General features: G+C 31.6%; 30 protein-coding genes and 5 pseudogenes. 32 read left to right on the top strand and 3 right to left on the bottom strand.

The window, feature by feature from the left end:
• Nucleotides 1–14: 14 nt before the first annotated feature.
• The 20 genes and pseudogenes from PWK10_RS07760 to PWK10_RS07665 all read left to right on the top strand — a co-directional run.
• Nucleotides 15–146, top strand: a complete 132-nt coding sequence (locus tag PWK10_RS07760; RefSeq protein ID WP_274767893.1) for a hypothetical protein — start codon at nt 15–17, stop codon at nt 144–146.
• A 141-nt stretch (nt 147–287) separates the two neighbouring features.
• Complete coding sequence (locus tag PWK10_RS07755) at nt 288–521, top strand: hypothetical protein (RefSeq protein ID WP_274767892.1); 234 nt, start codon at nt 288–290, stop codon at nt 519–521.
• Nucleotides 506–1,219, top strand: a complete 714-nt coding sequence (locus PWK10_RS07750; protein WP_274767891.1) for a hypothetical protein — start codon at nt 506–508, stop codon at nt 1,217–1,219. The genes PWK10_RS07755 and PWK10_RS07750 overlap by 16 nt, the downstream gene beginning before the upstream one ends.
• 158 nt (nt 1,220–1,377) lie before the next feature.
• A complete protein-coding gene (locus tag PWK10_RS07745) occupies nt 1,378–1,509 on the top strand; it encodes a hypothetical protein (protein WP_274767890.1) in 132 nt (43 codons plus the stop codon).
• Nucleotides 1,506–2,702: a hypothetical protein gene (locus PWK10_RS07740; protein ID WP_274767889.1), complete on the top strand. Its 1,197-nt coding sequence runs from the start codon at nt 1,506–1,508 to the stop codon at nt 2,700–2,702. Before PWK10_RS07745 ends, PWK10_RS07740 begins: the two co-directional genes overlap by 4 nt.
• Nucleotides 2,703–2,714: 12 nt before the next feature.
• A complete protein-coding gene (locus PWK10_RS07735; RefSeq protein WP_274767888.1) occupies nt 2,715–3,296 on the top strand; it encodes a hypothetical protein in 582 nt (193 codons plus the stop codon).
• Nucleotides 3,297–3,310: 14 nt separating this feature from the next.
• Nucleotides 3,311–3,754, top strand: coding sequence for a hypothetical protein (locus tag PWK10_RS07730; protein ID WP_274767887.1), 444 nt, complete (start codon nt 3,311–3,313; stop codon nt 3,752–3,754).
• A 43-nt stretch (nt 3,755–3,797) separates the two neighbouring features.
• The gene (locus PWK10_RS07725; RefSeq protein ID WP_274767886.1) at nt 3,798–4,070 is read left to right on the top strand and encodes a hypothetical protein; all 273 of its coding nucleotides are present in this window, start codon (nt 3,798–3,800) and stop codon (nt 4,068–4,070) included.
• Entirely contained in the window at nt 4,042–6,570 is a 2,529-nt protein-coding gene (locus PWK10_RS07720; protein ID WP_274767885.1) for a hypothetical protein, read from the top strand. Before PWK10_RS07725 ends, PWK10_RS07720 begins: the two co-directional genes overlap by 29 nt.
• A gap of 252 nt (nt 6,571–6,822) precedes the next feature.
• A complete protein-coding gene (locus PWK10_RS07715) occupies nt 6,823–7,656 on the top strand; it encodes a hypothetical protein (RefSeq protein ID WP_274767884.1) in 834 nt (277 codons plus the stop codon).
• Nucleotides 7,653–8,042, top strand: a complete 390-nt coding sequence (locus PWK10_RS07710; protein WP_274767882.1) for a hypothetical protein — start codon at nt 7,653–7,655, stop codon at nt 8,040–8,042. Before PWK10_RS07715 ends, PWK10_RS07710 begins: the two co-directional genes overlap by 4 nt.
• A gap of 59 nt (nt 8,043–8,101) precedes the next feature.
• Nucleotides 8,102–8,437 carry a hypothetical protein gene (locus PWK10_RS07705; RefSeq protein ID WP_274767881.1) on the top strand — a complete coding sequence of 112 codons (336 nt, stop codon included), beginning with the start codon at nt 8,102–8,104 and terminating at the stop codon, nt 8,435–8,437.
• A 15-nt stretch (nt 8,438–8,452) separates the two neighbouring features.
• Complete coding sequence (locus PWK10_RS07700; protein WP_274767880.1) at nt 8,453–9,472, top strand: hypothetical protein; 1,020 nt, start codon at nt 8,453–8,455, stop codon at nt 9,470–9,472.
• Between the two features lie 15 nt (nt 9,473–9,487).
• Nucleotides 9,488–9,796, top strand: a complete 309-nt coding sequence (locus PWK10_RS07695) for a hypothetical protein (RefSeq protein ID WP_274767879.1) — start codon at nt 9,488–9,490, stop codon at nt 9,794–9,796.
• A gap of 3 nt (nt 9,797–9,799) precedes the next feature.
• Entirely contained in the window at nt 9,800–9,934 is a 135-nt protein-coding gene (locus PWK10_RS07690) for an XkdX family protein (protein WP_274767878.1), read from the top strand.
• A gap of 87 nt (nt 9,935–10,021) precedes the next feature.
• Nucleotides 10,022–10,315 (top strand): hypothetical protein, encoded by a 294-nt coding sequence (locus PWK10_RS07685; protein WP_274767877.1) that lies wholly within the window; start codon nt 10,022–10,024, stop codon nt 10,313–10,315.
• Between the two features lie 10 nt (nt 10,316–10,325).
• Nucleotides 10,326–10,703 (top strand): peptidoglycan recognition protein family protein, encoded by a 378-nt coding sequence (locus PWK10_RS07680; protein ID WP_274767876.1) that lies wholly within the window; start codon nt 10,326–10,328, stop codon nt 10,701–10,703.
• Nucleotides 10,704–10,906: 203 nt separating this feature from the next.
• Nucleotides 10,907–11,104 carry an SH3 domain-containing protein gene (locus tag PWK10_RS07675; protein ID WP_274767875.1) on the top strand — a complete coding sequence of 66 codons (198 nt, stop codon included), beginning with the start codon at nt 10,907–10,909 and terminating at the stop codon, nt 11,102–11,104.
• Nucleotides 11,105–11,117: 13 nt separating this feature from the next.
• Nucleotides 11,118–11,366: a hypothetical protein gene (locus tag PWK10_RS07670; RefSeq protein WP_274767874.1), complete on the top strand. Its 249-nt coding sequence runs from the start codon at nt 11,118–11,120 to the stop codon at nt 11,364–11,366.
• Between the two features lie 649 nt (nt 11,367–12,015).
• Nucleotides 12,016–12,255, top strand: a pseudogene (locus PWK10_RS07665) (FAD-dependent oxidoreductase); the annotation flags it as partial.
• A gap of 62 nt (nt 12,256–12,317) precedes the next feature.
• Here PWK10_RS07665 and PWK10_RS07660 read toward each other — a convergent pair.
• Both PWK10_RS07660 and PWK10_RS07655 read right to left on the bottom strand, forming a co-directional pair.
• Nucleotides 12,318–13,159 (bottom strand): annotated as a pseudogene (locus PWK10_RS07660) (DegV family protein).
• Between the two features lie 63 nt (nt 13,160–13,222).
• A complete protein-coding gene (locus tag PWK10_RS07655) occupies nt 13,223–13,414 on the bottom strand; it encodes a zinc-ribbon domain-containing protein (protein WP_274767872.1) in 192 nt (63 codons plus the stop codon).
• A 150-nt stretch (nt 13,415–13,564) separates the two neighbouring features.
• On the opposite strand from PWK10_RS07655, the gene PWK10_RS07650 reads away from it, so the two are divergent.
• The 10 genes and pseudogenes from PWK10_RS07650 (at nt 13,565) to holA (ending at nt 21,141) form a co-directional block, all read left to right on the top strand.
• Entirely contained in the window at nt 13,565–13,912 is a 348-nt protein-coding gene (locus PWK10_RS07650; protein ID WP_274767871.1) for a hypothetical protein, read from the top strand.
• Nucleotides 13,897–14,304, top strand: a complete 408-nt coding sequence (locus tag PWK10_RS07645; RefSeq protein ID WP_274767870.1) for a TVP38/TMEM64 family protein — start codon at nt 13,897–13,899, stop codon at nt 14,302–14,304. Before PWK10_RS07650 ends, PWK10_RS07645 begins: the two co-directional genes overlap by 16 nt.
• A 133-nt stretch (nt 14,305–14,437) precedes the next feature.
• Nucleotides 14,438–17,055 (top strand): annotated as a pseudogene (locus PWK10_RS07640) (calcium-translocating P-type ATPase, PMCA-type).
• A gap of 107 nt (nt 17,056–17,162) precedes the next feature.
• Nucleotides 17,163–17,654, top strand: a complete 492-nt coding sequence (locus tag PWK10_RS07635; RefSeq protein ID WP_274767869.1) for an ECF transporter S component — start codon at nt 17,163–17,165, stop codon at nt 17,652–17,654.
• Nucleotides 17,655–17,747: 93 nt separating this feature from the next.
• Nucleotides 17,748–18,047, top strand: a complete 300-nt coding sequence (locus tag PWK10_RS07630; protein WP_008909651.1) for a hypothetical protein — start codon at nt 17,748–17,750, stop codon at nt 18,045–18,047.
• Nucleotides 18,048–18,171: 124 nt separating this feature from the next.
• The gene (locus tag PWK10_RS07625; protein WP_274767868.1) at nt 18,172–18,318 is read left to right on the top strand and encodes a hypothetical protein; all 147 of its coding nucleotides are present in this window, start codon (nt 18,172–18,174) and stop codon (nt 18,316–18,318) included.
• The gene (locus PWK10_RS07620) at nt 18,315–19,049 is read left to right on the top strand and encodes a ComEC/Rec2 family competence protein (protein ID WP_274767867.1); all 735 of its coding nucleotides are present in this window, start codon (nt 18,315–18,317) and stop codon (nt 19,047–19,049) included. The genes PWK10_RS07625 and PWK10_RS07620 overlap by 4 nt, the downstream gene beginning before the upstream one ends.
• A 226-nt stretch (nt 19,050–19,275) precedes the next feature.
• Nucleotides 19,276–20,121 (top strand): ComEC/Rec2 family competence protein, encoded by an 846-nt coding sequence (locus tag PWK10_RS07615; protein ID WP_274767866.1) that lies wholly within the window; start codon nt 19,276–19,278, stop codon nt 20,119–20,121.
• On the top strand, nt 20,111–20,323 hold the full coding sequence (locus tag PWK10_RS07610) for a hypothetical protein (protein WP_274767865.1): 213 nt from the start codon (nt 20,111–20,113) through the stop codon (nt 20,321–20,323). The genes PWK10_RS07615 and PWK10_RS07610 overlap by 11 nt, the downstream gene beginning before the upstream one ends.
• A gap of 8 nt (nt 20,324–20,331) precedes the next feature.
• The gene (holA, locus tag PWK10_RS07605) at nt 20,332–21,141 is read left to right on the top strand and encodes a DNA polymerase III subunit delta (protein ID WP_274767864.1); all 810 of its coding nucleotides are present in this window, start codon (nt 20,332–20,334) and stop codon (nt 21,139–21,141) included.
• A gap of 31 nt (nt 21,142–21,172) precedes the next feature.
• On the opposite strand, the pseudogene rpsT reads toward holA, so the two are convergent.
• A pseudogene (rpsT, locus tag PWK10_RS07600) lies at nt 21,173–21,441 on the bottom strand (30S ribosomal protein S20).
• Between the two features lie 217 nt (nt 21,442–21,658).
• Between rpsT and gpr the strand changes: the two are divergent.
• Together gpr and spoIIP are read left to right on the top strand one after the other, a co-directional pair.
• Nucleotides 21,659–22,636 (top strand): GPR endopeptidase, encoded by a 978-nt coding sequence (gene gpr / locus PWK10_RS07595; RefSeq protein WP_008909647.1) that lies wholly within the window; start codon nt 21,659–21,661, stop codon nt 22,634–22,636.
• Nucleotides 22,637–22,815: 179 nt separating this feature from the next.
• A pseudogene (spoIIP, locus tag PWK10_RS19650) lies at nt 22,816–23,825 on the top strand (stage II sporulation protein P).
• Nucleotides 23,826–23,896: the final 71 nt, after the last annotated feature.

The raw sequence follows: 23,896 nt of genomic DNA, 5'->3' as shown, positions 1-23,896 counted from the left end.
AGGTAGGTGAGAATATGGCAGAAGAATTAACCACTCTGGCGGTCAAAATTGCTATGGACAACACATCCTTCCAGCAGGGAATTCAAAACTTAAAAGGGAAATGGAAGTGGTGCAATCTCAATTTAGAGCAAGTACAGCAGGCATAAAGGACTGGGGAAAGAATTTAGATAGTTTAAAAAGCTACGCAGATACACTCACTCAAAAGATAGATATTCAAAGAAAGTAATTCAAGCATATCAAGAGCAGTTAGACAAGTCTAAAAAGGACTTGAAGACAATGCAAAGAAAATGCTTGAACTAAAGGACAAAGTTGACTCAGCTAAAATAGCATGGGAAAACTCAAAGAAAACTTTAGGGGAAAATGCAGAAGAAACACAAAAACTTAAAGGTGAGTATGAAAAGCTCAAAAAGAATATGAACAGCAAGAGCAGAAGGTTAGAAATAGTGCGAAGTCAATTGAAGGTTATACAATACAACTCAATAATGCAAAAGCTAAACTTAATGAAATGGAAAGCGAACTAAAACAAACTACATTAGAAATAGAAAAACAATCTAAAGAAATAGAAAAACAATCTAATGCATGGTATAAACTCTCTGAAAAAGCAAAAGAAGCTGGAGAAAAATTGCAAAATATAGGTGATAAAGTTAAAAATGTAGGAGAAGGGTTAAGCAAAGGCATTACAGCACCTATTCTTGCGGTTGGTGCAGCTTCAATAGCTGCATTTAGTGAAGTTGATGAAGGTTTAGATACAATTATAATTAAAACCGGCATAACTGGTAAAGGGTTTGTAGAGCTTGAAAAAAGTTTGCTGAGCTTGAACAAAGTTTTAAAAATGTTTTCAGTTCAATGCCTGCATCAGCCGAGCAGGTTGAGTACTGCGATAGGAGTAATAAATACAAGGTTTAGGGTAACAGGTACAGAACTTGAAAACTTATCGAAAATTTTCATACAGTTTGCAGAAATACATCAAACTGATTTAAGTGAATCTATTGCTAAAACTCAAAAAATAATGAGCCAGTGGGGACTTGATATAAGCAAAACTAGTGGATTGCTGGGATTTCTTACAAACGAAGCACAGTTTTCAGGAATTAGTATTGATAAGCTGATGGATAGCATACAGCGAAACGGTTCAGTTTTAAAACAAATGGGATTTACTCTTTCAGATAGTATTGCTATTCTTGGAGAGTTTGAAAAAACGGTATTAATGCAGAAGTTGTAATAACTGCATTAAGAAAAGCAGCTATTAACTTTGCAAAAGACGGGAAAACACTAACACAAGGGTTACAAGAAACAGTAAAAGCTATAAAAAATGCTAAAACAGAAGCAAAAGCGCTACAAATTGCCGCAGAAGTATTTGGAACAAAAGGGGCTGCGGAGATGACCGCAGCTATAAGAGAAGGAAGGTTTGAACTAGACAAGTTTGGCATTGATATGGAGGAATTTGCAACAGTAGTATCAGATACTTTTGAAGCAACTTTAGATCCTCCAGACCTTTGCGACAATCATTGAATAATTTAAAAATAGCACTTGCGGACATTGGCAATACAATAATGGAGGTTGCTGCACCCGCAGTTCAACTTATTAGCGAAAAAGCAAAACAGTTAAGTGAATGGTTTCAAGGTGTTGATGATAATACAAAAAAGGTAATAGTAATTATAGGCGGTATAGCAGCAGCTATTGGACCACTGCTTGTAGTTGTTGGGACATTAGCAGGGTCAATAGGTAACATAATAGGGTTATTTGGCACGTTTGCGGGTTCGGCAGCAGCTGCAACAACAGCAACAGCGGTAGCAGGAACAGCAGCCACAGCAACAGGTGGAGCACTTGCGGGTTTGGTGGCACCGATTGGGATAGCAATTGCTGCTATAACAGGGCTTATTGCAATATTTGTAGCACTATATAAGAATAACGAGGATTTCAGAAATAGTTGTAATCAAACATGGAACAATGTAAAGCAGTTAATAAGTTCAATAACAGGACAAATAAAAAGCATAATTCAAAACTTTACACAGCTTGTAAGTGCTTTATGGAATAAATGGGGAGACGAAATAATGATTGTAGTCAATACTGCATTCAAGAATATTTCAACGATAATCTCAACGATTCTTAATGTAATTGCTGGTATTATTAAAACAGTAACATCTCTAATAAAAGGCGATTGGCAAGGTGCATGGGGAGGTATAAAACAAATAGTCACAAGTGTTTGGAATGGAATTAAAAATGTTATTTCAAACACTTTAGGAGGTTTGAAAAATTTAATTGGAAGTGTTTTAGGAGAAATAAAAAATACATTCAGCAATATATGGAACTCTATATGGGATATGACAGCAAGCATATTTAATAGAATTAAAAATTTCATTGTAGATATATTTAGTAATATTCATATTCCATTACCACACTTGAGTGTTGGAATAGATTATAAAGAAATAGCAGGAGCAAAAATACCAATACCCAGTTTTGATGTAAACTGGTATGATACAGGTGGTATATTTACAAGACCAGCAATAATCGGAGTTGCTGAAAGACGGCCAGAGTTTGTGGGTGCTCTTGATGATTTAAGATTCATTGTAAGAGATGAACTAAATAAAACAGGAGGAAATTCTAAAACACCAATTAATGTTTATGTATATGATAATGTATTTAAAGATGGCCGAGAAGCTGGCGACAAAATATCGGAAGCTATTCGAAGATTAGGATTGTAAGGAGATGAGCTTATGCCAACAACACAAATAATGAATGGAATAATATATGGAACAAAGCTAATTACCTTGCAACAGCTTGAGATAGATGGCAGCTTACCTTCTCCTATACCTGATATATTAAGAATAACTAATACTCTTGAAATTCCAATGCAATCACTAATCGAGCAAGGAGAAAGAGTTATTGATAAAGCAGATGGAGTAGGCGTTATAGGCATTCATGAAGAAGATGATACATTACTTGGAGTTGACATGGAAATTGGGTTAAATAAATTTGATTTAAACTTAATATACAATATTTTTGGTGGAACTTTGTCTTTGGATGAAAATAATAAGATTACAGGCCTGCAGCTACCATCAATCACAGAACAAAGAAACAATCCGAAAAGGTTCCAAGTAGATGTATATATACCTTCGCTTCAATATGGGCAATTAGAAGGTTATATAAGACACAGATTCCCTTATTGTAAAGGAATTTTAAAGGATATAAAACATCCTTTTAGGAATTTTTCAGGCTATTCTTTGCTTATAAAAGCACGACCTCATCCACAGACAGGTTGTATTCATAATATAGATTTTGTAATTACATTACCTTAAAGGAGGAAAGCGTTATGAGAGAAGAATTAAAAGTGTTAGGTAAATTAAGAATAAGGCTTATTGATGAAAATGGTAACGTTAGGGAAGAAATTGAAAAAGACAATCTTATAGTAAACAACGGGAAGTATGGCATTGCAGATCAGCTTTTGGCTTCGCCGACGATAGGTAAGCCTACACACATGGGAATAGGAACTGGAACAACAGCCCCTACAGTTGGGGATACTGCACTTGTAGCAGAAGTAGGAACAAGGCAGGCATTTTCTTCAAAAACAAGGTCAAATAATGTTGTTACAATGGTTGCAAGTTTTGGAGCAGGTAATGGAACTGGAGCAATAACAGAGGCAGGAATATTTAATGCTTCATCTGGAGGAACAATGTTTAGTAGAATAACATTTTCAGCAATTAACAAAGGAGCAAATGACACACTAGAGCTTACATGGACATATACAATAGGCTAATTGGAGGTAGGCACTCTACCTCCTAACTTTATTGGAGGTGGAGGTGAATAGGTTGCCATACTATGGCTTTGGAGTTGATAGGTGGGGCATAAGTAAGTGGGGGAACCAAACAATACCACAAAGCTTGAGTGATGCTTTAGCATTAAATGATAATCTAACAAAAACAATAAAACTTTCAAGGAATGAAGCAATTACATTGGCTGACAACTTGCTAAATAAAATTTCACTTGTAAAGAACGACGTATTGAGTTTAAACGATAATGCTACACAAAAGGCATATATTCTTTTTGCTGAGACAAGTAGCTTTTACAGATAGTATTTTATCCTTAGTTAAAGCAGTTCAAGGAGATAGTTTAAGCTTAGATGATAATGTAAGCAATAAAACAAAGTCATTAAAAGATGACATGTATACAGTGCTAGATAATTACAGTTTTGGTGTAAAACCTTCAATTGCCGAAATTATAAATTTAACTGATGATTTAACAAAAATTATTAGACAATATCAAAGTGATTTATTAAATTTAGCAGATGCCATATCAATTAAAGCAGGTTTACCTTCTAATGAAGTATTGTTGGTCCTTGAAGATATTGCACTTGAGATATCAAGAGGACAGGAAAATGAAGCTTTATCAATTGCTGAGGATTTGGCAATGAAAATTTTGAAGGCAACAGATGATTCATTAAGCACAAGTGATAACTACTCTTTAGAAGTTCAACCAAAATACGATGATATAGCTTTTTTAACAGATAGTATAGTAGCAAACGTAAAGATTGTTCTTTCTGATTTTCAAAGTGCAATTGATGATTTAAAGTTAAAAGCAAGTCCTGTAAATGATGATATGACATATATAGATGATGTAATAGGTTTTAAAATCCAAAAAGCCTTAAATGATGCGATAGATTTAGCTGATGATATATCAAAAAATATAGGGATTATAAGACCTATTGCAGCTGTTTTTGGCACAGGAAGATTTACTGATTCTGAGTTTGGTATGATAAATGGTGATTCAATATCTATATCAGACAACTTAACATATATAAGAGGACTAGGACTATTATTGGAAGATGTATTATCAGCTCTAGAAGATTTAAGTGCAAACATTAAATCATTGCTAACTGATGACGCTATTTTAAATGATGATATATTGAAGAAGGTTCAAAATATATTTACTGAAGATATTAGCTTAACAGAAGATAATAGCAACAAGGTAAATACATTATTATTAGAACTCTTATCAATGTCCGATGATATTCTTAAAAAAGCAATATTTAGTATTGCTGATACAATTAGCATCAATGATGATTTTTATAATATTGCCAAGTTAGTTATTAGCGATTTAATTGAATCTGGGGATGTTATAGATAGTATAAAAACGGGCAAACTTATTGCAGAATTAATTACTTTGGATGATGATAAAACTTATAAAATATCAAAATTTATAGATGATACAACTTCAATAGTTGAGGAACTAATTAAAAATTATAGTTTAAATACAAATGATGTGATAGATATTGCAGAGCAATTGGCTTTAAAGATAGTTTTAGATGCTTTCAATGACAATGTGGATATTTCGGATAGTATTGAACGATTGATTAAGTTTGTTGTAGGCTCAACTTTTGGGATGGCTCAGTTTGGTATAAGTGGTTTTGATGAGATAGGAGAAAAATTACAAGTTGATGATATTATTAAATTTAAGGCATCAATTGCATTAGCTGATAGTTTAGGTGTTTTGGATGAAATAGCAAATAAAATACAAACAGGAGCGAATGATATATCAGATATTATTGATGATTTAATTTTAAAGGCTCTACCTAAAGCATCTGAAATTCTTGGTATATCTGATGAATTGCTTCAAATAATCATGGAAAAGAGCATTGATGAAGCAATTTCTTTAGTTGAAGATATTTATAAAAATATGGATTCAGCTCCATCTAATGATATGCAAGTAATAGCTGATAATATTGTTTTATCATTGCAAATGAAACGTCAAATGGATGGTTTAATTGAAGTGCTGGATAGTGCATACTTTAGATTTATAAAGATATGTGATGAAGTTTTAACTATAATGGATGATTATTACTTCAAAGTAAAATCAGCTAAGGATGAAGTAATTTCTTTAGTTGAATTGTTAGGTATAAAAGCAACCAAAGAAATGGCAGAAAATCCTGTGGGAATAATCGATGAATATTATATAAGAGCCCTATTAGGATTTGAGGAGCTTCCGATAGGCTTATCGGATAGCTTAAAAGGGAGGAAGGTGACGTTGTTACAACAAGTTTTTATACAAGGAGTTCAAGTCCCAGTAATTAATTTAAGGATACAACATTCAGCAAAAGAAAGGGTTTCAACATGTAGTTTTACTATTCCTTCTCCCACTATTGAAGTTCTAAACTTAGCAAGACAAAGAGCAGAAGTTAAGGTTTACCTTGTTGATGGTGATGGTATAACGGATTATTTCGGTGGAAGAATAGTCAACAATCCTGTAAGTGCAAGGTCTTCAATAACATCAGAGATTCAAATAACTGTTGATGATTGGACCTCAGCTGCACATGATGTTTTTGTAAGTGAGCATTATACATCAGAAGACGGTACTTTAACTGATATTGTTAAAAAAATGTGGCAGAAATATTTTGGATATCCTATTAACGTCAATGAGGTTGTTCATAGTGAAAAATCACTTGATAACCTTATTTTTAATTATGATACGCTTTTTGATGCTACTGAGAAGATAGCACAGCTTCTAGGCTGGGTATGGTATGTCGAATGGAATGGCTCAGAAAGGATATTAAGATTTTTCCTCCATCAGTTGCAGTAAAACCTGTTACATTAAGTGTTGAAAATAAAAACGTTGTTGCAGGAACAGCAAGATTTGGACAAGATAATAAGCTATTAAACAAGTGTATATGTATTCGGAGGAGAAGGACTTTCAGATCCGTTTACTGAAAATATAGTTGCAGATGGCCAAAGAACTGTTTATTCCCTTGCTACAAAGCCTTACAAAATATCAGACAGCAGTGGAATAACAGTAAAGGTTAACGGAGTTTCACAAAGCATTGGTATAGCGAATTTGCATAATCCTGATGATTATGATGTTCTCTTAAATTTTAATGAAAAAACTTTGAAATGGAGAGAGGATAATAAACCTTCAAAGGATGCAATAATATCAATAACATATAGATATTCTTATCCAATACTTGTTCATCTAACTGATGATGTAAGCATTAAAAATTTTGGACTTTCAGAACACAGAATACAAGATACAAACATCAAGGATATTAAGACAGCAAGGGAACTTGGGAAAATGGTTTTAAGAGAAAATGCATGGCCAAAAGGTTATGGAAGCTGTGAAGTTTTTGTTGAGGGACTTAGAGCAGGTGATTTTATAACTGTAAATCTTCCAAAATACAATGCAAATGGGCTATATGAAATCGTAGAAATTGAAAAGTGGATTGAAGCTTCAAGGGTTAGAAGGAGAGTTACTTTAAACATTGCAGATGATGCAGAAAGTAGAATAGCACAAAGGCTTAAAGACTTTGCAAAAAGGATTTCAAGTTTAGAAGCAAGTCAAAGACCTGAAGATGTTGTTGTTCAAAGAATTTTAAGAGCAGGAAATAAAAATTTAAAGATAAATATCGCTGGCTCTGTAAAGGGAGGTATAAAGCAGAATTTTGAAGATGATTTGAACAATTTGATAGAAAGCCATGTATTAGCTCTTAAGAGAAGTTGGTCAAGTAATGTTTACAGTTATGATAATTTAAATCTTGAAGAAGAGATAAGAAAGAAAATCACATTAAATAAAAACGAGGATGTTGCTGTGAGTGAATATGTAAAACTCGGAACTGCATTTTTAGGAAAAGCACAGTTTGGAACAGCTGTATGGGGTGTGGAGGTGAAAAGTTGATGACTAATCTAAAGGCTTACCCTAATGTTACTGTAAAAATAGGGGATAAAGAAAAGAAATATAAAAATAATGTTGTTCAAACAGGACTTAATTGGCTACTAGATATTATTGGAGGATTGAAAAACGAAAGCATCAATTATATAGCTGTAGGAGATGATTCAACTCAAGTAACATTGGGAGATACCCAACTTTATAATGAAAGAACAAGAAAACCAATAACATCAATAGTAAGAGATGAAGATACCCTCATTATTGAAACTTTTTCGGTACAGATGAGGGTAATTTTTATTGGAGAGAAATTGGACTATTTGCTAATGGGACAGAACAGGCTAATAGTGGAACGCTTGTTGCACGAGTCGTTGTCAATGAAGATAAAGATAATTTAAGAACTGCAACAGTTACATGGGAGATAGGGCTGCAAAACGCTTAACAGGAGGTGGTTGAATTGGCATACACTAAAGAAACTATTTCTGATGGTCAAATTATAACAAGTGCGTGGGGAAATAAAATAGAAAAAGGAATTTCAGAAGCACATCAATTAATTGGGGAATTAACAGTTGAAAAAAGTGGTAAAGATAGTAATGGGATTTATACTCAAGTAGATTACAAAAGAAAATCAACAGGAAAATTATATATGAGAAGTGTATTAAGCGGTGGAACAAGTCCTAATTATACAACAAGAACAGTTACAGTATATGATGAAAATGGAACAACAGTTTTAAAAACTCTAACTTATACCATTACTTACGATAGTGATGGAAATATAGTTAGCATGACTTAAAGGCAGGTGAAAAAGATGTTTCCAAGTATTCAAGACCATTTACTGGATGTAGGGAAGTATAGGAAAAATGGGTATATTACAGATATAAACATGAAAAAGGATAATACTAAGGGCAATGCTACAGAAATTTGGGCGAAAACTGATGTAGAAGGGGGATATGCGAGTGCTGTTGATGTAATTAATGATGTAGTATATTTTGCTCATTGGGTTTCAGATGGAAGTAAACAATTAAGAAAGTTAACTTCGGGAGGAACTGAAGTTTGGGCAAAAACAACAGGTTTTGATGCCATAAATGGTATAGCAATTGATAGCTTAGGTAATATCCATTTAGCCATAAATGTTAGTGTAGGCAATAAATCAATAATCAAGTTGGACTCAAGCGGAACAGAAATATGGTCAAAAACGGATGTTGCTTATTGCAGAGATGTAAAAGTAGATTCTAACGGAAATGTTTATACGGCTCATAATGTCGCTGCCGGTAGTAGGTCGGTAAGAAAACTAAATTCGAGCGGGTCAGAAATATGGGCTAAAACAGATATTGGTTATGCAATTGCTGTTGCTGTTGATACTTTAGGTAATGTTTATGTAGTCTATGATATGAATTCCTTTAAAGCAGTAAGAAAATTAGATGCGAATGGAAATGAAATATGGGCTAAAAATTATAGTAGTTATTATGCAATTGATGTATGTGTTGATATAAATGATAATAGTATTATTGTTTCATATGGTGGTAACGGAGGGCAATCGATAATAAAATATGACAACGATGGGAATATTGTTTTTCAAAAACATAGGGGAACACCTCAAAATATCACCGCAGATATAAGTGGTAATATATATGTTTCTTACAGTGGTGCTGGTTTGAAAAAATTTGACCCAAATGGAAATGAAGTATGGAATAAAGCTGATAATGGTCAGGTAAAACGTATATCAGTTGATAAAAAAGGTTATGTATATGTTCCACATTATTTAACTGCAGGTTCCAAAACAGAAAGAAAACTTGATGGTGCAATTTATTATAAAATATTAAACTAAAGGAGGTTTATAACTATGAAATTTTTAGGTGATTTAATTCAAATTGATGCAAATAAGTATAGAGTGGGTTTTATTCATAATTTCCCATTTCATCCTCAACACGGCTTAGGCAAGACACAAGAAGAGCTTGAGCAAGAAGGAATTTTGATTGAGGAATTGCCTGAACCGCAACAAATTGAGGGGAAAATTGCTGTTCTATATTGCAATCCTGTAACTAAAGATGTTTGGTATGAATACGAGGATAGACCACTTACAAAAGAAGAACAACTTGAATTACAAATTAAAACACTTCAAGAAACAATTCTTGAATTATTGGGGGTGTAATATATGAGCAAACTTTATAATTTCTTCCTTCAATGTTGGTTGAATGGAACAGTAGATGAAACAAGACTACAAAACGCAGTTGCAAAGGGATACATCACACAAGAAGAATATGAGCAAATAATTGCTACAAGTAAATAAAACATAAATTTTATTTAGCCGGGGCTATTTTACAGGGAATAGCCCTTTTCTTTTTATACAAGTGATAGAGTATATCGGAGGTGCAACATGGGAGAAGAAAAGTGCATAGAAGCAAGAAGGTTTGAAAATATAGAAAACGATATAACAGAAATAAAAAATTCTCTTGCTTTACATTCAAAAGAGATTGCAGAGCTGAGAGAAGGACAAGCTGAAACGAGGATATATGTAAAGCAAATATTTGAAAGGCTTGACGATTTAAAAGCTTTATTTAAAACTGGGACAAGCGACACAACAGATAAATGGCTTAAGGTGGTTATGGAGCTTATTAAGGCGATAGGTATTATAGCAGGGATAATAGCAGGTATAAAAATTTTGGAATGAAGGTGATACTATGCAACAGCAGGGGAAATTTATTCTTATGAATAGAGATGAGTTTAAAGAATATATTTTAAAACTTAAGGTAAAAAGGATAATAAAGTTAATTCAAAATCACCATACTTATATTCCAAGTTATAAGGAATTTAAAAATAATCATTTTAAACTTTTAGAGGGGATGGAAAGATGTCATCTTTCAAGGGGGTTTAATGAGATAGCACAGAACATTACAATATTTCCAGATGGATTGATTGCGATATGCAGACCTATTGACACAGCTCCAGCAGGAATAAAAGGTGCAAACAAATATGGTATATGCATAGAGAACGTTGGCAACTTTGACATCGGCGGGGATAAGATGACGGAGGAACAAAAAAGAGCATTGTCTTTGTAAATGCTGTTCTTTGTAAGAAGTTTAAATTAACTCCTAGCATAAATACAATTGTATATCATCACTGGTATGATTTAAACACAGGAAAAAGAACAAATGGAAAAGGCGTAACTAAATCCTGCCCTGGAACAAACTTTTTCGGTGGGAACACAGTTGAAGCGGCGAATAAGTATTTTATACCGCTCATACAGAAAGAATTAGAGCAAATGGGTAAAGCGTCACAAACAAAGAAGGGACAAGTCTTAGCGACTACTTTGAATATTAGAGAACAGCCTTTTACATCAGCGAAAATACTTGGCACATATAAAAAAGGTGGAATAATCGAGATAATTGACGAGAATGAAGGCTGGTATAAGACAAACAAAGGCTGGGTATGTAAAGATTATGTGAAAATACTCAATTAAGGAGGGTAAAATCATGAATGAAATCTTAAATTTTGCATGGGAGTTTAGGTTTATTATTGTGTTAGCATTGTCAATTTTGATATATGCACTATTAGAGTGGAACAGCTTTAAGGCTCAGCTCTATGCTCTTATGCTTCAAGCTAAGAGAATGGCCAAGGATGCAGTTCTGAAAAGTGGTCAACAACAAGAGGAATGGGTTGTAAAAAGGCTTATCAATTCTTACCCAAGAGTTGGACAATATTTATATCAGAAACAACTATGAGGAAAATTGTTCATTGGTTGTATGAGAAAGCGAAGGATTATTTAGATGATGGAATTTTTAATGAAAGTATTAGATGATTTTAGCCCCCAGGAGAAATAATCCTGGGGGCTTTTTCTTTGCAGGAATTTCCCCCTCAATAGCGAATACTATAATAGAGGTGGTGGTATGGTAAAGAATCGTTTGCGTGAAATACGAATGAGGGAATACAAAAGGAGCTATATTAGGCTCCTTTTAATTTTTCATAAGTGACTCTATTCATGTAACAAACATTATTTTCCCATTGCCACAGTGTTTTTACATTAATGTCTAACCTTTTGCTGCAGCTCTAATAGATAAATTATGCTTTTTCTCCATTGTTTAATAATATTACTTTGTTTAAACACAAAATTATAATACTCATCAAAGAAATATTCAACAGGCTCACCTAAAGCTTTAGCAATTCTAACTAATGTATTTGGTGATGGATAGGCTTCATTAAATTCAAATGTGTCTAATGTTCCTTTTTAATACCAGCTTTATTGCACAATTCTTCTTGAGACATGTTTTTTATTAACCTTAACTTTCTAATTTTCTCGCCAACAGTTGTTTCTGGAAGGTTAGAATATTTTTCATTATAGAAATGTATTGTCGCAAAATAGGAAGGCAAGGAGAAGCTATTGTAACGGGAACATTGGCAGGATATAATGCAGTAAGAGCAGGGCTTGGATTGAATTTGGTAGAACTTCCTACTTCGCTTGCTGTTGGGGATATAATAAAATTTGAAAATGAAAGCAAACAAACTATTGAAGGTTTAAAGCAAAGATATACCTTTGCAGGGGCTGTTTACTTTGAAAGGATGAAGGAATTAAATCTTTATATTACTGATGTTGATAAAATACGTAAAAAGTAGAGGGATTATTTTTGAAAGACTTTTTAAGAATAAAATAATTTAAGGGGCTTGTGCCCCTTATTCTATTGGTAAAAAGTTAAACCTATAAGTCCAGGCCCAGAATGCACTCCAAGAGCAGGACTTACTTCGTTTACTATAATTTCTTTAACAGAAGATATATTTTTAATTTTATTTGCAAGTTCATTGGCTTCATTTTCTACATTTGCATGGGGAATACCAACTATTATAGATTTATAATTTTTAGAATACAAAAGTAATTCATCTATCATCTTTGCTACGGCTTGGTTTTTACCCCTGACCTTTGAAAACATATAATATTTGCCATGTTCATCTACAGAAATTATTGGTTTAAGATTTAATAAAGATCCTATTTTAGCAGCAAAACTGCTAATTCTCCCGCCCTTTTTTAAATATTCTAATGTATCAACTGTAAAAATCCTTTTACTCTATTTTTTAAAACTTCTATTTTATCTAAAATTTCATCATAATGGTATCCGTTTTTTATCATTTTAGCTGTTTCATAGACTAAAAGCCCAAGTCCTAAGGAAAGAATTTTCGAATCTACTACTGATATATAAATATCGCTGATTTCTTCCTTAACAAGTTTGAACATATCATATGTGCCGCTTAAGCCTGAAGATATAGTTAACGCAATGCAATGGGTAAATCCTTTTTGTTTTAATTCGTTTAGTTTTGAAACAACATCATAAGGAGATGGCATTGACGTTTTGGGAACCTCAATATCTAAGTTTTGATAAATTTCAATAGGTTTAATATCCATTCCATCTTTATATTCATTGTTTTTATATATGATCCTTAGAGGAATTACATTAATTCCGTATTCGTCTATTATCCTTTGTGGAAGATCACATGAGCTGTCGGTAACAAGAGCGACTTTTTCCATAAATTAACCTCCTAATATTTTAAGGTTATTATAACATTAAATCTATGAAAAATCTAATAAAAATTATGTAACATAAAAAAAGGGGATAACTCCCTTATCTTGCTGAAGGTCTTCGCTCTTGTTTTTTGCTTTTCTACATCTTGGACATCTTACTGGATCGTTTTCAAATCCCTTTTCTTTGTAGAATTTTTGCTCACCTTCAGTAAATATAAATTCTTTACCGCAGTCTTTGCAGATTATAGATTTGTCTGCCATAAAAAACCTCCTAACTTATATTGGTGATGTTAATAATATTTCCAATAAACATAAAAATATACAATGAATTGAAAAATATTTAATTTAATTGAAATAATACACATAAAATGATAAAATTAACTAAAAAGGATGAGTAAAGGGGTTAAACTGATGCATAAAGAGGTTATAGGCGAAAAAAGTATAAAAAGAAATGTTTTAATTATTTTATTGTTTTTATCTATTTCATTGTTCTTATTAATTAAATATCAGCTCTATGATATAAATAAGTTAAGAGGCATAATTGGTTATAATAAAGTTATTGCACCTTTTATATTTTTAATATTATGCACCGTAAGACCACTTCTACTTTTACCAGTTGGTATTTTTTCAACATTGGGAGGATTAATTTTTGGTGCATTATTAGGAACCTTTTATACTTTGGTTGGAAGTATTTTAGGTTCAATAATTGCTTATTTTTTAGCAAAAAATTTGGAAGGGATTTGGTGGATAGGTTATTAAAAGGAAGATACAGCAGAATAAAAATAAATTCAAAGGAAAACGGATTTATTATTACATTTATTTTAAGGGTTGTTCCAATACTACCCTTTGATGCTGTAAGTTATATTTGTGGAATTTCTAACATAACATTCAAGGATTACCTTTTAGGAACTATAATAGGCATTATTCCTGGGACTTTTATTTATAGCTACTTTGGTAGTTCCCTTAAAAATATAAAGTCTAAAGAATTTTATATAGCAATACTTTTACTTTTGCTTTTGAGTTTAATACCTTTTATTTATAAAAGATATTCTACTAAAATTAAAGCAGTCGAATTTGAGGAGGATAATGACAGATTGACAAAAAAGAAAGTGACTATAATTATACATGTAAAGGGGAGTAACTCGGCCTAAGCCTTAACCGATCGTCACCTCGGCGAAAGCCCGGTCGGTTAGCAAGGGAAACCTTGTGAGTAAGACCTTTATCTATGGATATCCATGGATAAAGGTCTTTTATTTTTGAAAAAATATTCTAAGGAGGGATTATATGAAGCCGTTCTATATGCTTACTAAACAAGAAATATTTTCAGAACTTAATACAAATGAAAATGGTATATCGGATGAAGAAGTCAAAAGGAGGTTATCAGAGTTTGGGTATAACGAATTTAAGGAAAGAAAAACAAAATCATTATTTCAAAGATTTTTAGATCAATTTAAGGACTTTTTAGTAATAATTTTAATAGTTGCTGCCTTAATATCTGGATTTGTTGGAGAGATTGCTGACTCAATAATAATCTTATTTGTAGTAATTTTAAACGCTGTTCTTGGCGTTATTCAAGAGAACAAAGCAGAAAAATCTCTTAGTGCACTAAAAAGATGGCAGCACCTCTTGCTGTAGTTGTAAGAAATGGAATTTCAAAAGAGATTCCTGTTAGGGAAATTGTTCCTGGAGATATAGTAGTGCTAGAGGCAGGTAGATTTGTTCCAGCGGATTTGAGGCTTATAGAAGCAGTAAATTTAAAGATAGAAGAATCCTCATTAACAGGTGAATCCGTTCCGGTTGAAAAGAGTAGTGAAGCATTAGATAATGAAAATATTTCAATTGGAGATAGAAAGAACATGGCCTTTATGTCCTCCATGGTTACATATGGAAGAGGCAAGGGTGTAGTTGTTGCAACTGGTATGAAAACGGAGATAGGTAAAATTGCAGATATGCTCTCTAATGTAGAAGAGGAACAGACACCTTTACAAGTAAAATTAGAAGAAGCAGGCAAATGGATGGGAATAACGGCATTAGTTATCTGTGCAGTTATGTTTTTAATTGGAATATTAAGAGGTCATGAATTATTTGATATGTTTATGACTTCAATTTCCCTTGCTGTTGCTGCAATTCCTGAGGGACTACCTGCAGTAGTTACAATTGTTCTTGCTGTAGGTGTTCAAAAATGATAAAAAGGAATGCTATAATAAGGAAATTGCCTGCGGTTGAAACTTTAGGATGCGCTACTGTAATTTGTTCTGATAAAACCGGAACTTTAACCCAAAACAAGATGACAGTAAAAGAAATATTTACAGTAAACGGTTATGCAGATGATATATTAGATGCTAAAAAGGCTTTAATAATTGCTAATCTTTGCAACGATACTAAAGTTGTTGAGGAAAATGGAAAGATAGTCACTTTGGGGGACCCGACAGAAACAGCTTTAGTTGATATAGCATTAAAGGCAGGAATTGATAAAAGGGAGTTAGAAAAGCAGTATGTAAGGATTGATGAGATACCTTTTGATTCAGATAGAAAACTAATGACAACATTTAATAGATATGAAGATAAGATAGAAGTTAATGTAAAGGGAGCGCCAGATATATTATTATCTAAATGTAAGTTTATTTTAGATAACAATGCTGTGAGAGAAATAACAATTGACGATATTGAAAGAATAAAAAGAGCTAATGAAGAGATGGCTGCTAAGGCATTAAGGGTTTTAGCAGTAGGATACAAAAACACAAATGAAGTGGATATTAATTATGCTGAAAAGGATTTAATTTTTGTCGCTTTAATAGGTATGATAGATCCTCCAAGGGAAGAAGCAAAGGATGCTGTTAAAAAGTGTAAAACCGCTGGTATCAAGCCTGTAATGATAACAGGAGACCATAAGACAACAGCAATTGCTATTGCTAAAGAACTTGGAATTTTAAACAAGTGATGAAGAAGCTATTACCGGTGTAGAACTTGAAAAAATGAGCGATGAGGAGTTGTTTAATAATGTAACTAGGTATAGCGTTTATGCGAGGGTTTCACCAGAGCATAAGGTAAGAATCGTTGAAGCATGGAAAAAGAATGGTCAAATTGTTGCAATGACAGGAGATGGAGTTAATGACGCACCGGCTTTAAAGACTGCAAATATTGGTGCAGCGATGGGGATAACCGGAACAGATGTTGCTAAGGAAGCTGCTGATATGGTCCTCACTGACGATAATTTTGCAACTATTGTAGCGGCAGTAGAGGAAGGAAGGACGATTTATTCTAATATTAAAAAGTCCATAAGCTATTTGTTATCATGTAACATAGGAGAGATAGTTACACTCTTTGTTGCAACGCTTTTAGGATGGGCTGAACCTTTATTGCCTATTCACATACTTTGGGTAAATCTTGTAACGGACAGCCTCCCAGCTTTGGCATTAGGAATGGAACCTGCTGAAGAAGGAGTAATGAAACAACCGCCACGAGATCCTAATGAAGGAATTTTTTCTAAAGGGACGGGTTTTAGAATATTGATGCAAGGTATATTGATAGGAGCTTTAACTCTTATTGCTTATGTATATGGTGTTAACTATGGTAAAAAGCAAGGCCTTTCCTTTGAAGAATATGAGTTAATTGGAAGAACCATGGCATTTTTTACTTTAAGTTTATCACAGTTAGTTCATGCTTATAATAATAGATATGAATTAAAGTCAGTAATTGCAAGTGGCATATTTAAAAATAGATACTTAAATCTTGCTGTTCTAATATCTTTATTTATTCAAATTACGGTTTTATCGACTTCCTTCTTAAGAAGGATATTTAAAGTAACATTATTAAATAGAGAACAACTTGTAGTGGTCCTATTGTGCTCAATAGCTCCACTAGTAGTAGTTGAGATAGTTAAATTATTTAGAAAAGAATGAACTATAGCTTTGCTATAGTTCATTTTTGTATTGACAAACTTATTTTTTGAATATTATATATATGAATAAACAATTGATTAAATGTATCGATACAATAGGAGGGGATTATGAGGACAGAAAAATTTAGAAAAATAATTTATTCAGGTTTTGGTATTGCGCTTGTTTTTGTTGCAACAATAGTTATTAAAATCCCGTATGTAAAGGGGTATATTAATTTTGGAGATATTTTTATTTTTGTTATTTCAAGTATATTAGGAAGTAATATTGGATTTATTTCTGGAGGTATAGGGTCAGCCTTTTCAGATATTTACCTAGGGTATAATATATATGCACCCGGAACATTTATAATTAAGGGTTTGGAAGGATTTATTGCAGGGACATTGCTTAGAATATTTGATAGGAAATTTAATCCTTATTTTATTTATTCGGCTTATTTTATAGCGGGTCTTTGGATGGTATTGGGATATTTTATATATGAAACTGTTCTTTATGGTTTTGCAACTGCAATGACTGCTGTCCCAGGTAACTTAGTTCAGGCGATTGTCAGTGCCATTGTTGCTATTCCACTTTCAAGGACTTTAAAGAAGGTTATAAAGTAAATTGAACCTAAAGGCGAAATTGCCTTTAGGTTTTTGTTTATATTTTGATTAGTTAGGAAAAAATATTAATAGTAATTTGGAGGTGAAGAAAATATGCTAAATAGAATTAGAGAAACCAGGATTCAAAGGGATGGACTTTATGAAATAACCCTTCAAATACCTGAAAGTGAGTATTTTAGTGTTTATGATAGCGTGACGGAATATAATGCAATTGAGATATTAGGAAATTATCTTTCTAAATATCAAGATGATGCAAGATTTGATAATGTGAGAATAAAGCATAATAAAAATGGCCATATTGTTGATATAAAGGCTGAACTACATTATCTTGATAATGATCATACGGATGCAAGTCCTGTCCCAGATATGCTCAATAAAGCGAGAGGTGAATAGCTTTGCTAATCCCTTATTTGACTTTATTTTTTATTTTAGGAGTTTTGATTTATTTTTCAGGAAGCATTATTTTAATTAGTGCAGCTTTAACTGCACTTTTTTGATTTTTATCAATAAGAGGAGTTTGATATATTTTTTAATAGCATTTTTAGTATTAGGAATATTGGTTGCTAATTTTAAACACAGCAATTTTGTGAAGAAGGAGGAATTGTTAAGGAATAATAATATTTTTGATGGATATATTGCTGAAAAAATTCAGATAGTTATTTGATTGTAAATTATAAAGAAAATTATAAGATTCTGTTATATACTACTAAGGAGTTTTCACCGGGAGATTATATAAAAATATATTCAAAATTTGAACCCATTCAAACTTATAAAAAGAAAAATTATTATTCAAGGGGAATTATAGGAAAAATAAAAGAAAATGAAAATTTTACAATTATAAATAAAAAAACAGTTTTATCATCTTTAGTTAAAATTAAGTATTTTTTGATAAATAGACTAACTTTAATTGACAAAAAGGCAGGAGGGTTAATAGCTGCAATATTATTTGGATATACATCAAATATGAAAGAGGAATACAAAATATTCAATGATTTAGGATTATCGCATTTTTTAGCTGTATCTGGGTTTAATCTTGGAATTATATTTTTGTTTTTTAATAGAATTTTTGAATGCTTTGGAGCAAATTTAAGAAAAATTTTATCCCTAATTATTTGTTTCATATTTGTTTTAATTTCGTCACTTGAACCTTCAGTTCTAAGAGCGTTTATAATGATTGCCTTTGTAAGCCTTTCAAAGATAGTAAAAAGACCATCGTTAGGATTAAACAATTTTTTTATAGCAGCACTATTGATGCTACTTTTTAACCCATATTTAATTTTTAATAGAGGATTTATATTTTCGTATTTAGCAACGTTTTCAATCCTGATATTAGGACATTACATTAAGAATGCTAATAATGATATATCAGCTGCTCTTTCTACTTTTTGTTTATAACGCCGATATCCTTAATTTATAATGGTTATTTTTCAATATATAGCCTTATTTTGAATATTATATTATCACCTTTTATTGGTATATTAACGATTTTATCTTTTTATCCTCTATAATATTTTTAGTGTTTAAATTGGACATTTTACTTTTTCCACCCTTATTTTTTGGGATAAAGTTATTTGAGATTATAACAAAAATTAGTAAATATAATATTCAAATGTTTTTTAGCATGAACTACATTACATTAGTTAGTTATTATTTATTAATATTTATAAACTTAATAAAAAAGAAATATAGAAAATTTAACTATATATTGGTTTTATTTTTAATATCTTCAATTTTGTATAATCCTAAAAATTTAAAAGTAAACATTATTAATGTCGGACAGGGAGATAGCATTTTAATTGAAACTCCATATAAAAAAGTAATTTTGATAGATACAGGGCCAAGTTTTGATGACTATATTGCTGCAAAAGAAAGAATAGTTCCATTTATTAAACGGAAAGGATATAATAAAATAGACCTACTTATTATTACCCATCCCCATAAGGATCATTTCTCTGGGTTTCATACTATTTTAAATAATTTTAATGTTTATAATATCGCTGCACCATTTAAAATAGAAAACATAAAATCCACTCTGCTTTTAAAGGGGGATGAGGTTGTGGTGGATGGAGTTGTTCTCAAGGTTTTATATCCAGAAGTTTTACAACAAAAGGATGATAAAAATGAAAATGCTATTGTTTTAGAATTATCTTTTAAAGATTTTTATATGCTATTGCCTTCGGATGTAGATTTAGATAATATAGATTTAGAAAATAAGAATTATGATATAGTTCAACTTCCACATCATGGTTCAATAAAATCCTTTGATATAAATACGGCTGAAAAATATAAATTTAGTGTTGCTGTTGTATCAGTTGGTAAAAATAATTTTGGACATCCATCGAACTTATTGATGGAATACCTTTACCAAAGGGGAGTTAGAATTTTTAGAACTGATATAAATGGTAATATTACAATACATACTAATGGTAAAAAATATTTTATAAAAGGTGATTTTGATGATAGTTAATGATATAAAATCCTTTGAAAGGGAATTACAATCAAACCGAGTTATTATTATCGGTGGAACTAATAAAAATGATATTGATTTATCATTAAAAAAAGCTTATAAATTTTATGATGGAAATGGATATGATATTAGAATTTTAGATTTTGAAAATACATCTATTGATGATATTAAAAATGCTATTTTTACTTCAACTTTTTTGTAACAACAAAATTGGTTCATGTTAAAAATTTTAATATAATTAAAGCGAGAACAGAAGAAGAAAAAATAAATATTGATAAAGGCATAATAAAGGAATTAGTTGAACTTATTAGAATTGTTGATTCTGATACAGTTTTATTATTTACGATAGATGGACAAATAGATCTTTCTAATCAAATAAGTAAAATAGTATCTGAAATAGGATGCTTGGCCCATTTTGTTATTACAAAGCAGGATTTACCAAGTTTCGTTGAAAAACTTGTAAACAAAGAATATAAAAAAGCAGGGCGAGCGGAGATTAATTATTTTTTAGAGTCAATAAATTATTCAACTCAGGAGGTTTATAATGAACTTAATAAACTAATAGATTATACCCTTGATGAGCCAAAAATAACCCTTCAGCATATTGATGATATTGTTACTAAAACACTAGAAAGCAATATTTTTAAAATGGTTGATAGTATAGGCAAAAAGGAAGCTCACACTGCATTGTCTATCTTAAATACACTCATAAATCAAAAGGAATCGGAACTTAAAATATTGGGAATGATAATAAGGCAATTTAGATTGTTATATTTGATGAAGATTATAGATGAACGACATAAGGGAATGGGTGAGGATGAGATATTGAGAAATTTATCCTTGGATGGTAAGAAAAGATTTATTATTAAAAACCTAAGAATTCAGCACCAAAAATTTAATAGAGATGAGATAATTAAAAATATTAATTTGTGCTTGGAAACGGATTTTAGTATAAAGTCTGGAAAACTTCAAGATAGTAAATTGGCATTAGAACTTTTGATTTTAAATATATGCAAATAAAAGTAAAAAACACCCTAAATGGGTGTTTTAATTATTGATTTGAAACTTTGTTAAGCTTTAAAGTAAGTCTTGACTTGTGTCTTGCTGCTGCATTAGCATGAATTACTCCCTTAGCAGCTGCTTTGTCGATTTTTTGATAGCTTCAACGAGTAAAACCTTTGCATCATCTAAGTTGCCGCTGTTTAATGCAGCTTCAAACTTCTTTATAGCTGTTCTCATTGAAGACTTAACCATTTTGTTTCTTAATGTTCTTTTTTGGGTAATTTTTATTCTTTTTATAGCTGACTTTATGTTTGCCATTGACTACCCTCCTCAAAAATAAATTATTTATACCAGCAGATGGGGAATCTGCGAAGGGTTCTACATATTACAACAAAGGATATTATACCATTAATATTTATGTATTTCAAGAAAAATATATAGTTTTTGTCCAATAATTTTGCTCGTAGGCACAAATAGTATATGAAAAAAATTATGGGAAATCTATAAATAGAATTTTGTAAAAGAGGGTGGTTCGATGTTTAATATTAGAACAGATCTTGCGATAGAAGCACGGGAAATTTATAGGGAAGGCAGCAATAGAGAAGTCCCAGGTGTTGCGGTGGACGTTGATCATAAGGATGAAGATATTAAAATAACCATTGTTAAGGTTTTAGATGAAAGAGGAGCAAGAATAATCGGGAAACCAATAGGAAGCTATATTACTATGGAGGTTCCCAAAATTAGGCACTATGATGCCGAATTTCATGATAGATTAGGAAAATCTTTGGCTAAACAATTAGCAGAACTAATAAATTTAAAGAAGGATGGAACTGTATTAGTAGTTGGTCTTGGCAATTGGAACGTAACACCTGATTCATTAGGCCCTAAGGTTGTGTCAAAGTTATTTGTAACTAGGCATTTAAAACAATATATGCCCCAATATTTAGAAGAAGGAATTAATCCAGTATGTGCAATTTCTCCAGGAGTTTTAGGAATAACTGGAATAGAAACTGCTGAGATTATTCAAGGAGTAGTGGAAAAGGTAAAACCAGATGTTGTAATAGCGATAGATGCATTATCCTCAAGGAAAATGGAAAGGGTTGTAACAACTATTCAAATAGGGAATACAGGTATAAATCCTGGTTCAGGTGTTGGAAACAGGAGAATGGAATTATCCGAAAGAACCTTAGGAATCCCTGTAATAGCTATTGGTGTTCCAACTGTTGTAGATGCTGCAACTCTTGCTAACGATACTATTGATCTTATGATAGATTCCTTAATTAAACAGACGTCTAATGATAAGGATTTTTATAATATGCTTAAAAATGTCAATAAGGATGAAAAATATGCCTTAATAAGACAAATACTAAATCCTTATATTGGTGATCTTATGGTAACTCCTAAGGAAATCGATAGTTTAATTGAAGACATTTCAAAAGTTATAGCAAATGCGATAAATATTGCCGTTCATCCTGGTATTGAGTTAGAGGACATTAATAAATACATTCATTAAAAGGACACCGATAAGGTGTCTTATTTTTGTTTTAATACTATAAATTTGAACATATAAATATTAAGAGTAAATTGTAAAGGGGAAGATGGGGATGCATAAGAGGTTAAATTGGACGTTAATATTAGAATATCTAGGGAAAATAGGAGTATTTCTTATTCTATTAAAACTTTTATTAAGTTATGTTTTACTCCATCATGCTTATATTTTTTAATTCAAAATATAAGTTAAATACATATCAATTCCTTTTAATTCAAGCAACACCTATGCTTTCTATGTATCAAGAAGATGACGAAGAAGACATAAATTGGTTTTCTGTAATAACAAAAAATTTAACTGGAATTGATTTTTATGATTATAAAACGTTATTAATAAGTAGTATTCCAATGATGGGTGAGGTTGAACAACAAATTTTAGCTATAAAAGAAAGTGGACCTATCGTTGTAATACCAAGGACAGAGGTTGCATTGGAGGATGAAGAGGAAATTCAAGATGAGGAAGCAATAAACAATTCATCACAAGAAAAAGAGGAAACTGCTATAAATATAATAGAGGAAGCAAAATCAAATCCGCCCCAAAAGAGAAAACTTGATCCTAAAAAGCCTTTAATTTTAATCTATCATACTCATACCACAGAGAGCTATAATCCTGATGGTAAGGGACAAAACTTTACAACGGATTCAAATTTAAATTTAATAAGGGTTGGGGCAGAAATAAAAAGGAACTTGAAGAAAAGTATGGTATATCAACAATCCATGATACGACTTTTCATGATATTCCCAAACGTGAGGGAGCATATCTTAAGTCTAGACCAACAGCTCAAAAATATCTTAAAAAATACGATAGTTTTAAAATTATAATTGACTTACATAGGGACGCAAATGTAGGAAAAAATAAATCTACTGCAATTATAGGTAATGAAAGATATGGGAGGGTTATGTTTGTTGTCGATACTTTAAATAGAAATCACACAAGGAACAATGTCTTAGCAACAAAGATAAATGATAAGTTTAACTATTTATATCCAGGATTTTCAAGGGGAATAATGTATAAACAATCCAAAAGTCATTATAACCAGGATTTATCTTCAAAAATAGTTTTGATAGAGGTAGGGTCAAACGAAAATTCCCTTGAGGAAGCCATTAATTCTGCAAAGGTTATTGCGAGGGTTTTAGCAGAATGCATAGATTAACTAATTTCCTTTCATTTATTTACATAAAATAAATTTTAATATATAATTATTTAATAGCAAAATCGAAGAAA

Source organism: Caloramator sp. Dgby_cultured_2 (genome assembly GCF_028872215.1).
GTDB lineage: Bacteria > Bacillota > Clostridia > Clostridiales > Caloramatoraceae > Caloramator > Caloramator australicus.
This window is presented reverse-complemented; position numbering and strand designations above follow the sequence as displayed.

What these genes read in the sequence shown, in the direction of transcription:
- PWK10_RS07760 (WP_274767893.1), top strand. Translation starts at nt 15, where the DNA reads ATGGCAGAAGAATTAACCACTCTGGCGGTCAAAATTGCTATGGACAAC.
- PWK10_RS07755 (WP_274767892.1), top strand. Translation starts at nt 288, where the DNA reads ATGCTTGAACTAAAGGACAAAGTTGACTCAGCTAAAATAGCATGGGAA.
- PWK10_RS07750 (WP_274767891.1), top strand. Translation starts at nt 506, where the DNA reads ATGGAAAGCGAACTAAAACAAACTACATTAGAAATAGAAAAACAATCT.
- PWK10_RS07745 (WP_274767890.1), top strand. Translation starts at nt 1,378, where the DNA reads ATGACCGCAGCTATAAGAGAAGGAAGGTTTGAACTAGACAAGTTTGGC.
- PWK10_RS07735 (WP_274767888.1), top strand. Translation starts at nt 2,715, where the DNA reads ATGCCAACAACACAAATAATGAATGGAATAATATATGGAACAAAGCTA.
- PWK10_RS07730 (WP_274767887.1), top strand. Translation starts at nt 3,311, where the DNA reads ATGAGAGAAGAATTAAAAGTGTTAGGTAAATTAAGAATAAGGCTTATT.
- PWK10_RS07700 (WP_274767880.1), top strand. Translation starts at nt 8,453, where the DNA reads ATGTTTCCAAGTATTCAAGACCATTTACTGGATGTAGGGAAGTATAGG.
- PWK10_RS07695 (WP_274767879.1), top strand. Translation starts at nt 9,488, where the DNA reads ATGAAATTTTTAGGTGATTTAATTCAAATTGATGCAAATAAGTATAGA.
- PWK10_RS07690 (WP_274767878.1), top strand. Translation starts at nt 9,800, where the DNA reads ATGAGCAAACTTTATAATTTCTTCCTTCAATGTTGGTTGAATGGAACA.
- PWK10_RS07685 (WP_274767877.1), top strand. Translation starts at nt 10,022, where the DNA reads ATGGGAGAAGAAAAGTGCATAGAAGCAAGAAGGTTTGAAAATATAGAA.
- PWK10_RS07680 (WP_274767876.1), top strand. Translation starts at nt 10,326, where the DNA reads ATGCAACAGCAGGGGAAATTTATTCTTATGAATAGAGATGAGTTTAAA.
- PWK10_RS07675 (WP_274767875.1), top strand. Translation starts at nt 10,907, where the DNA reads ATGGGTAAAGCGTCACAAACAAAGAAGGGACAAGTCTTAGCGACTACT.
- PWK10_RS07670 (WP_274767874.1), top strand. Translation starts at nt 11,118, where the DNA reads ATGAATGAAATCTTAAATTTTGCATGGGAGTTTAGGTTTATTATTGTG.
- PWK10_RS07655 (WP_274767872.1), bottom strand. Translation starts at nt 13,414, where the DNA reads ATGGCAGACAAATCTATAATCTGCAAAGACTGCGGTAAAGAATTTATA.
- PWK10_RS07650 (WP_274767871.1), top strand. Translation starts at nt 13,565, where the DNA reads ATGCATAAAGAGGTTATAGGCGAAAAAAGTATAAAAAGAAATGTTTTA.
- PWK10_RS07635 (WP_274767869.1), top strand. Translation starts at nt 17,163, where the DNA reads ATGAGGACAGAAAAATTTAGAAAAATAATTTATTCAGGTTTTGGTATT.
- PWK10_RS07630 (WP_008909651.1), top strand. Translation starts at nt 17,748, where the DNA reads ATGCTAAATAGAATTAGAGAAACCAGGATTCAAAGGGATGGACTTTAT.
- PWK10_RS07615 (WP_274767866.1), top strand. Translation starts at nt 19,276, where the DNA reads ATGAACTACATTACATTAGTTAGTTATTATTTATTAATATTTATAAAC.
- PWK10_RS07610 (WP_274767865.1), top strand. Translation starts at nt 20,111, where the DNA reads ATGATAGTTAATGATATAAAATCCTTTGAAAGGGAATTACAATCAAAC.
- gpr (WP_008909647.1), top strand. Translation starts at nt 21,659, where the DNA reads ATGTTTAATATTAGAACAGATCTTGCGATAGAAGCACGGGAAATTTAT.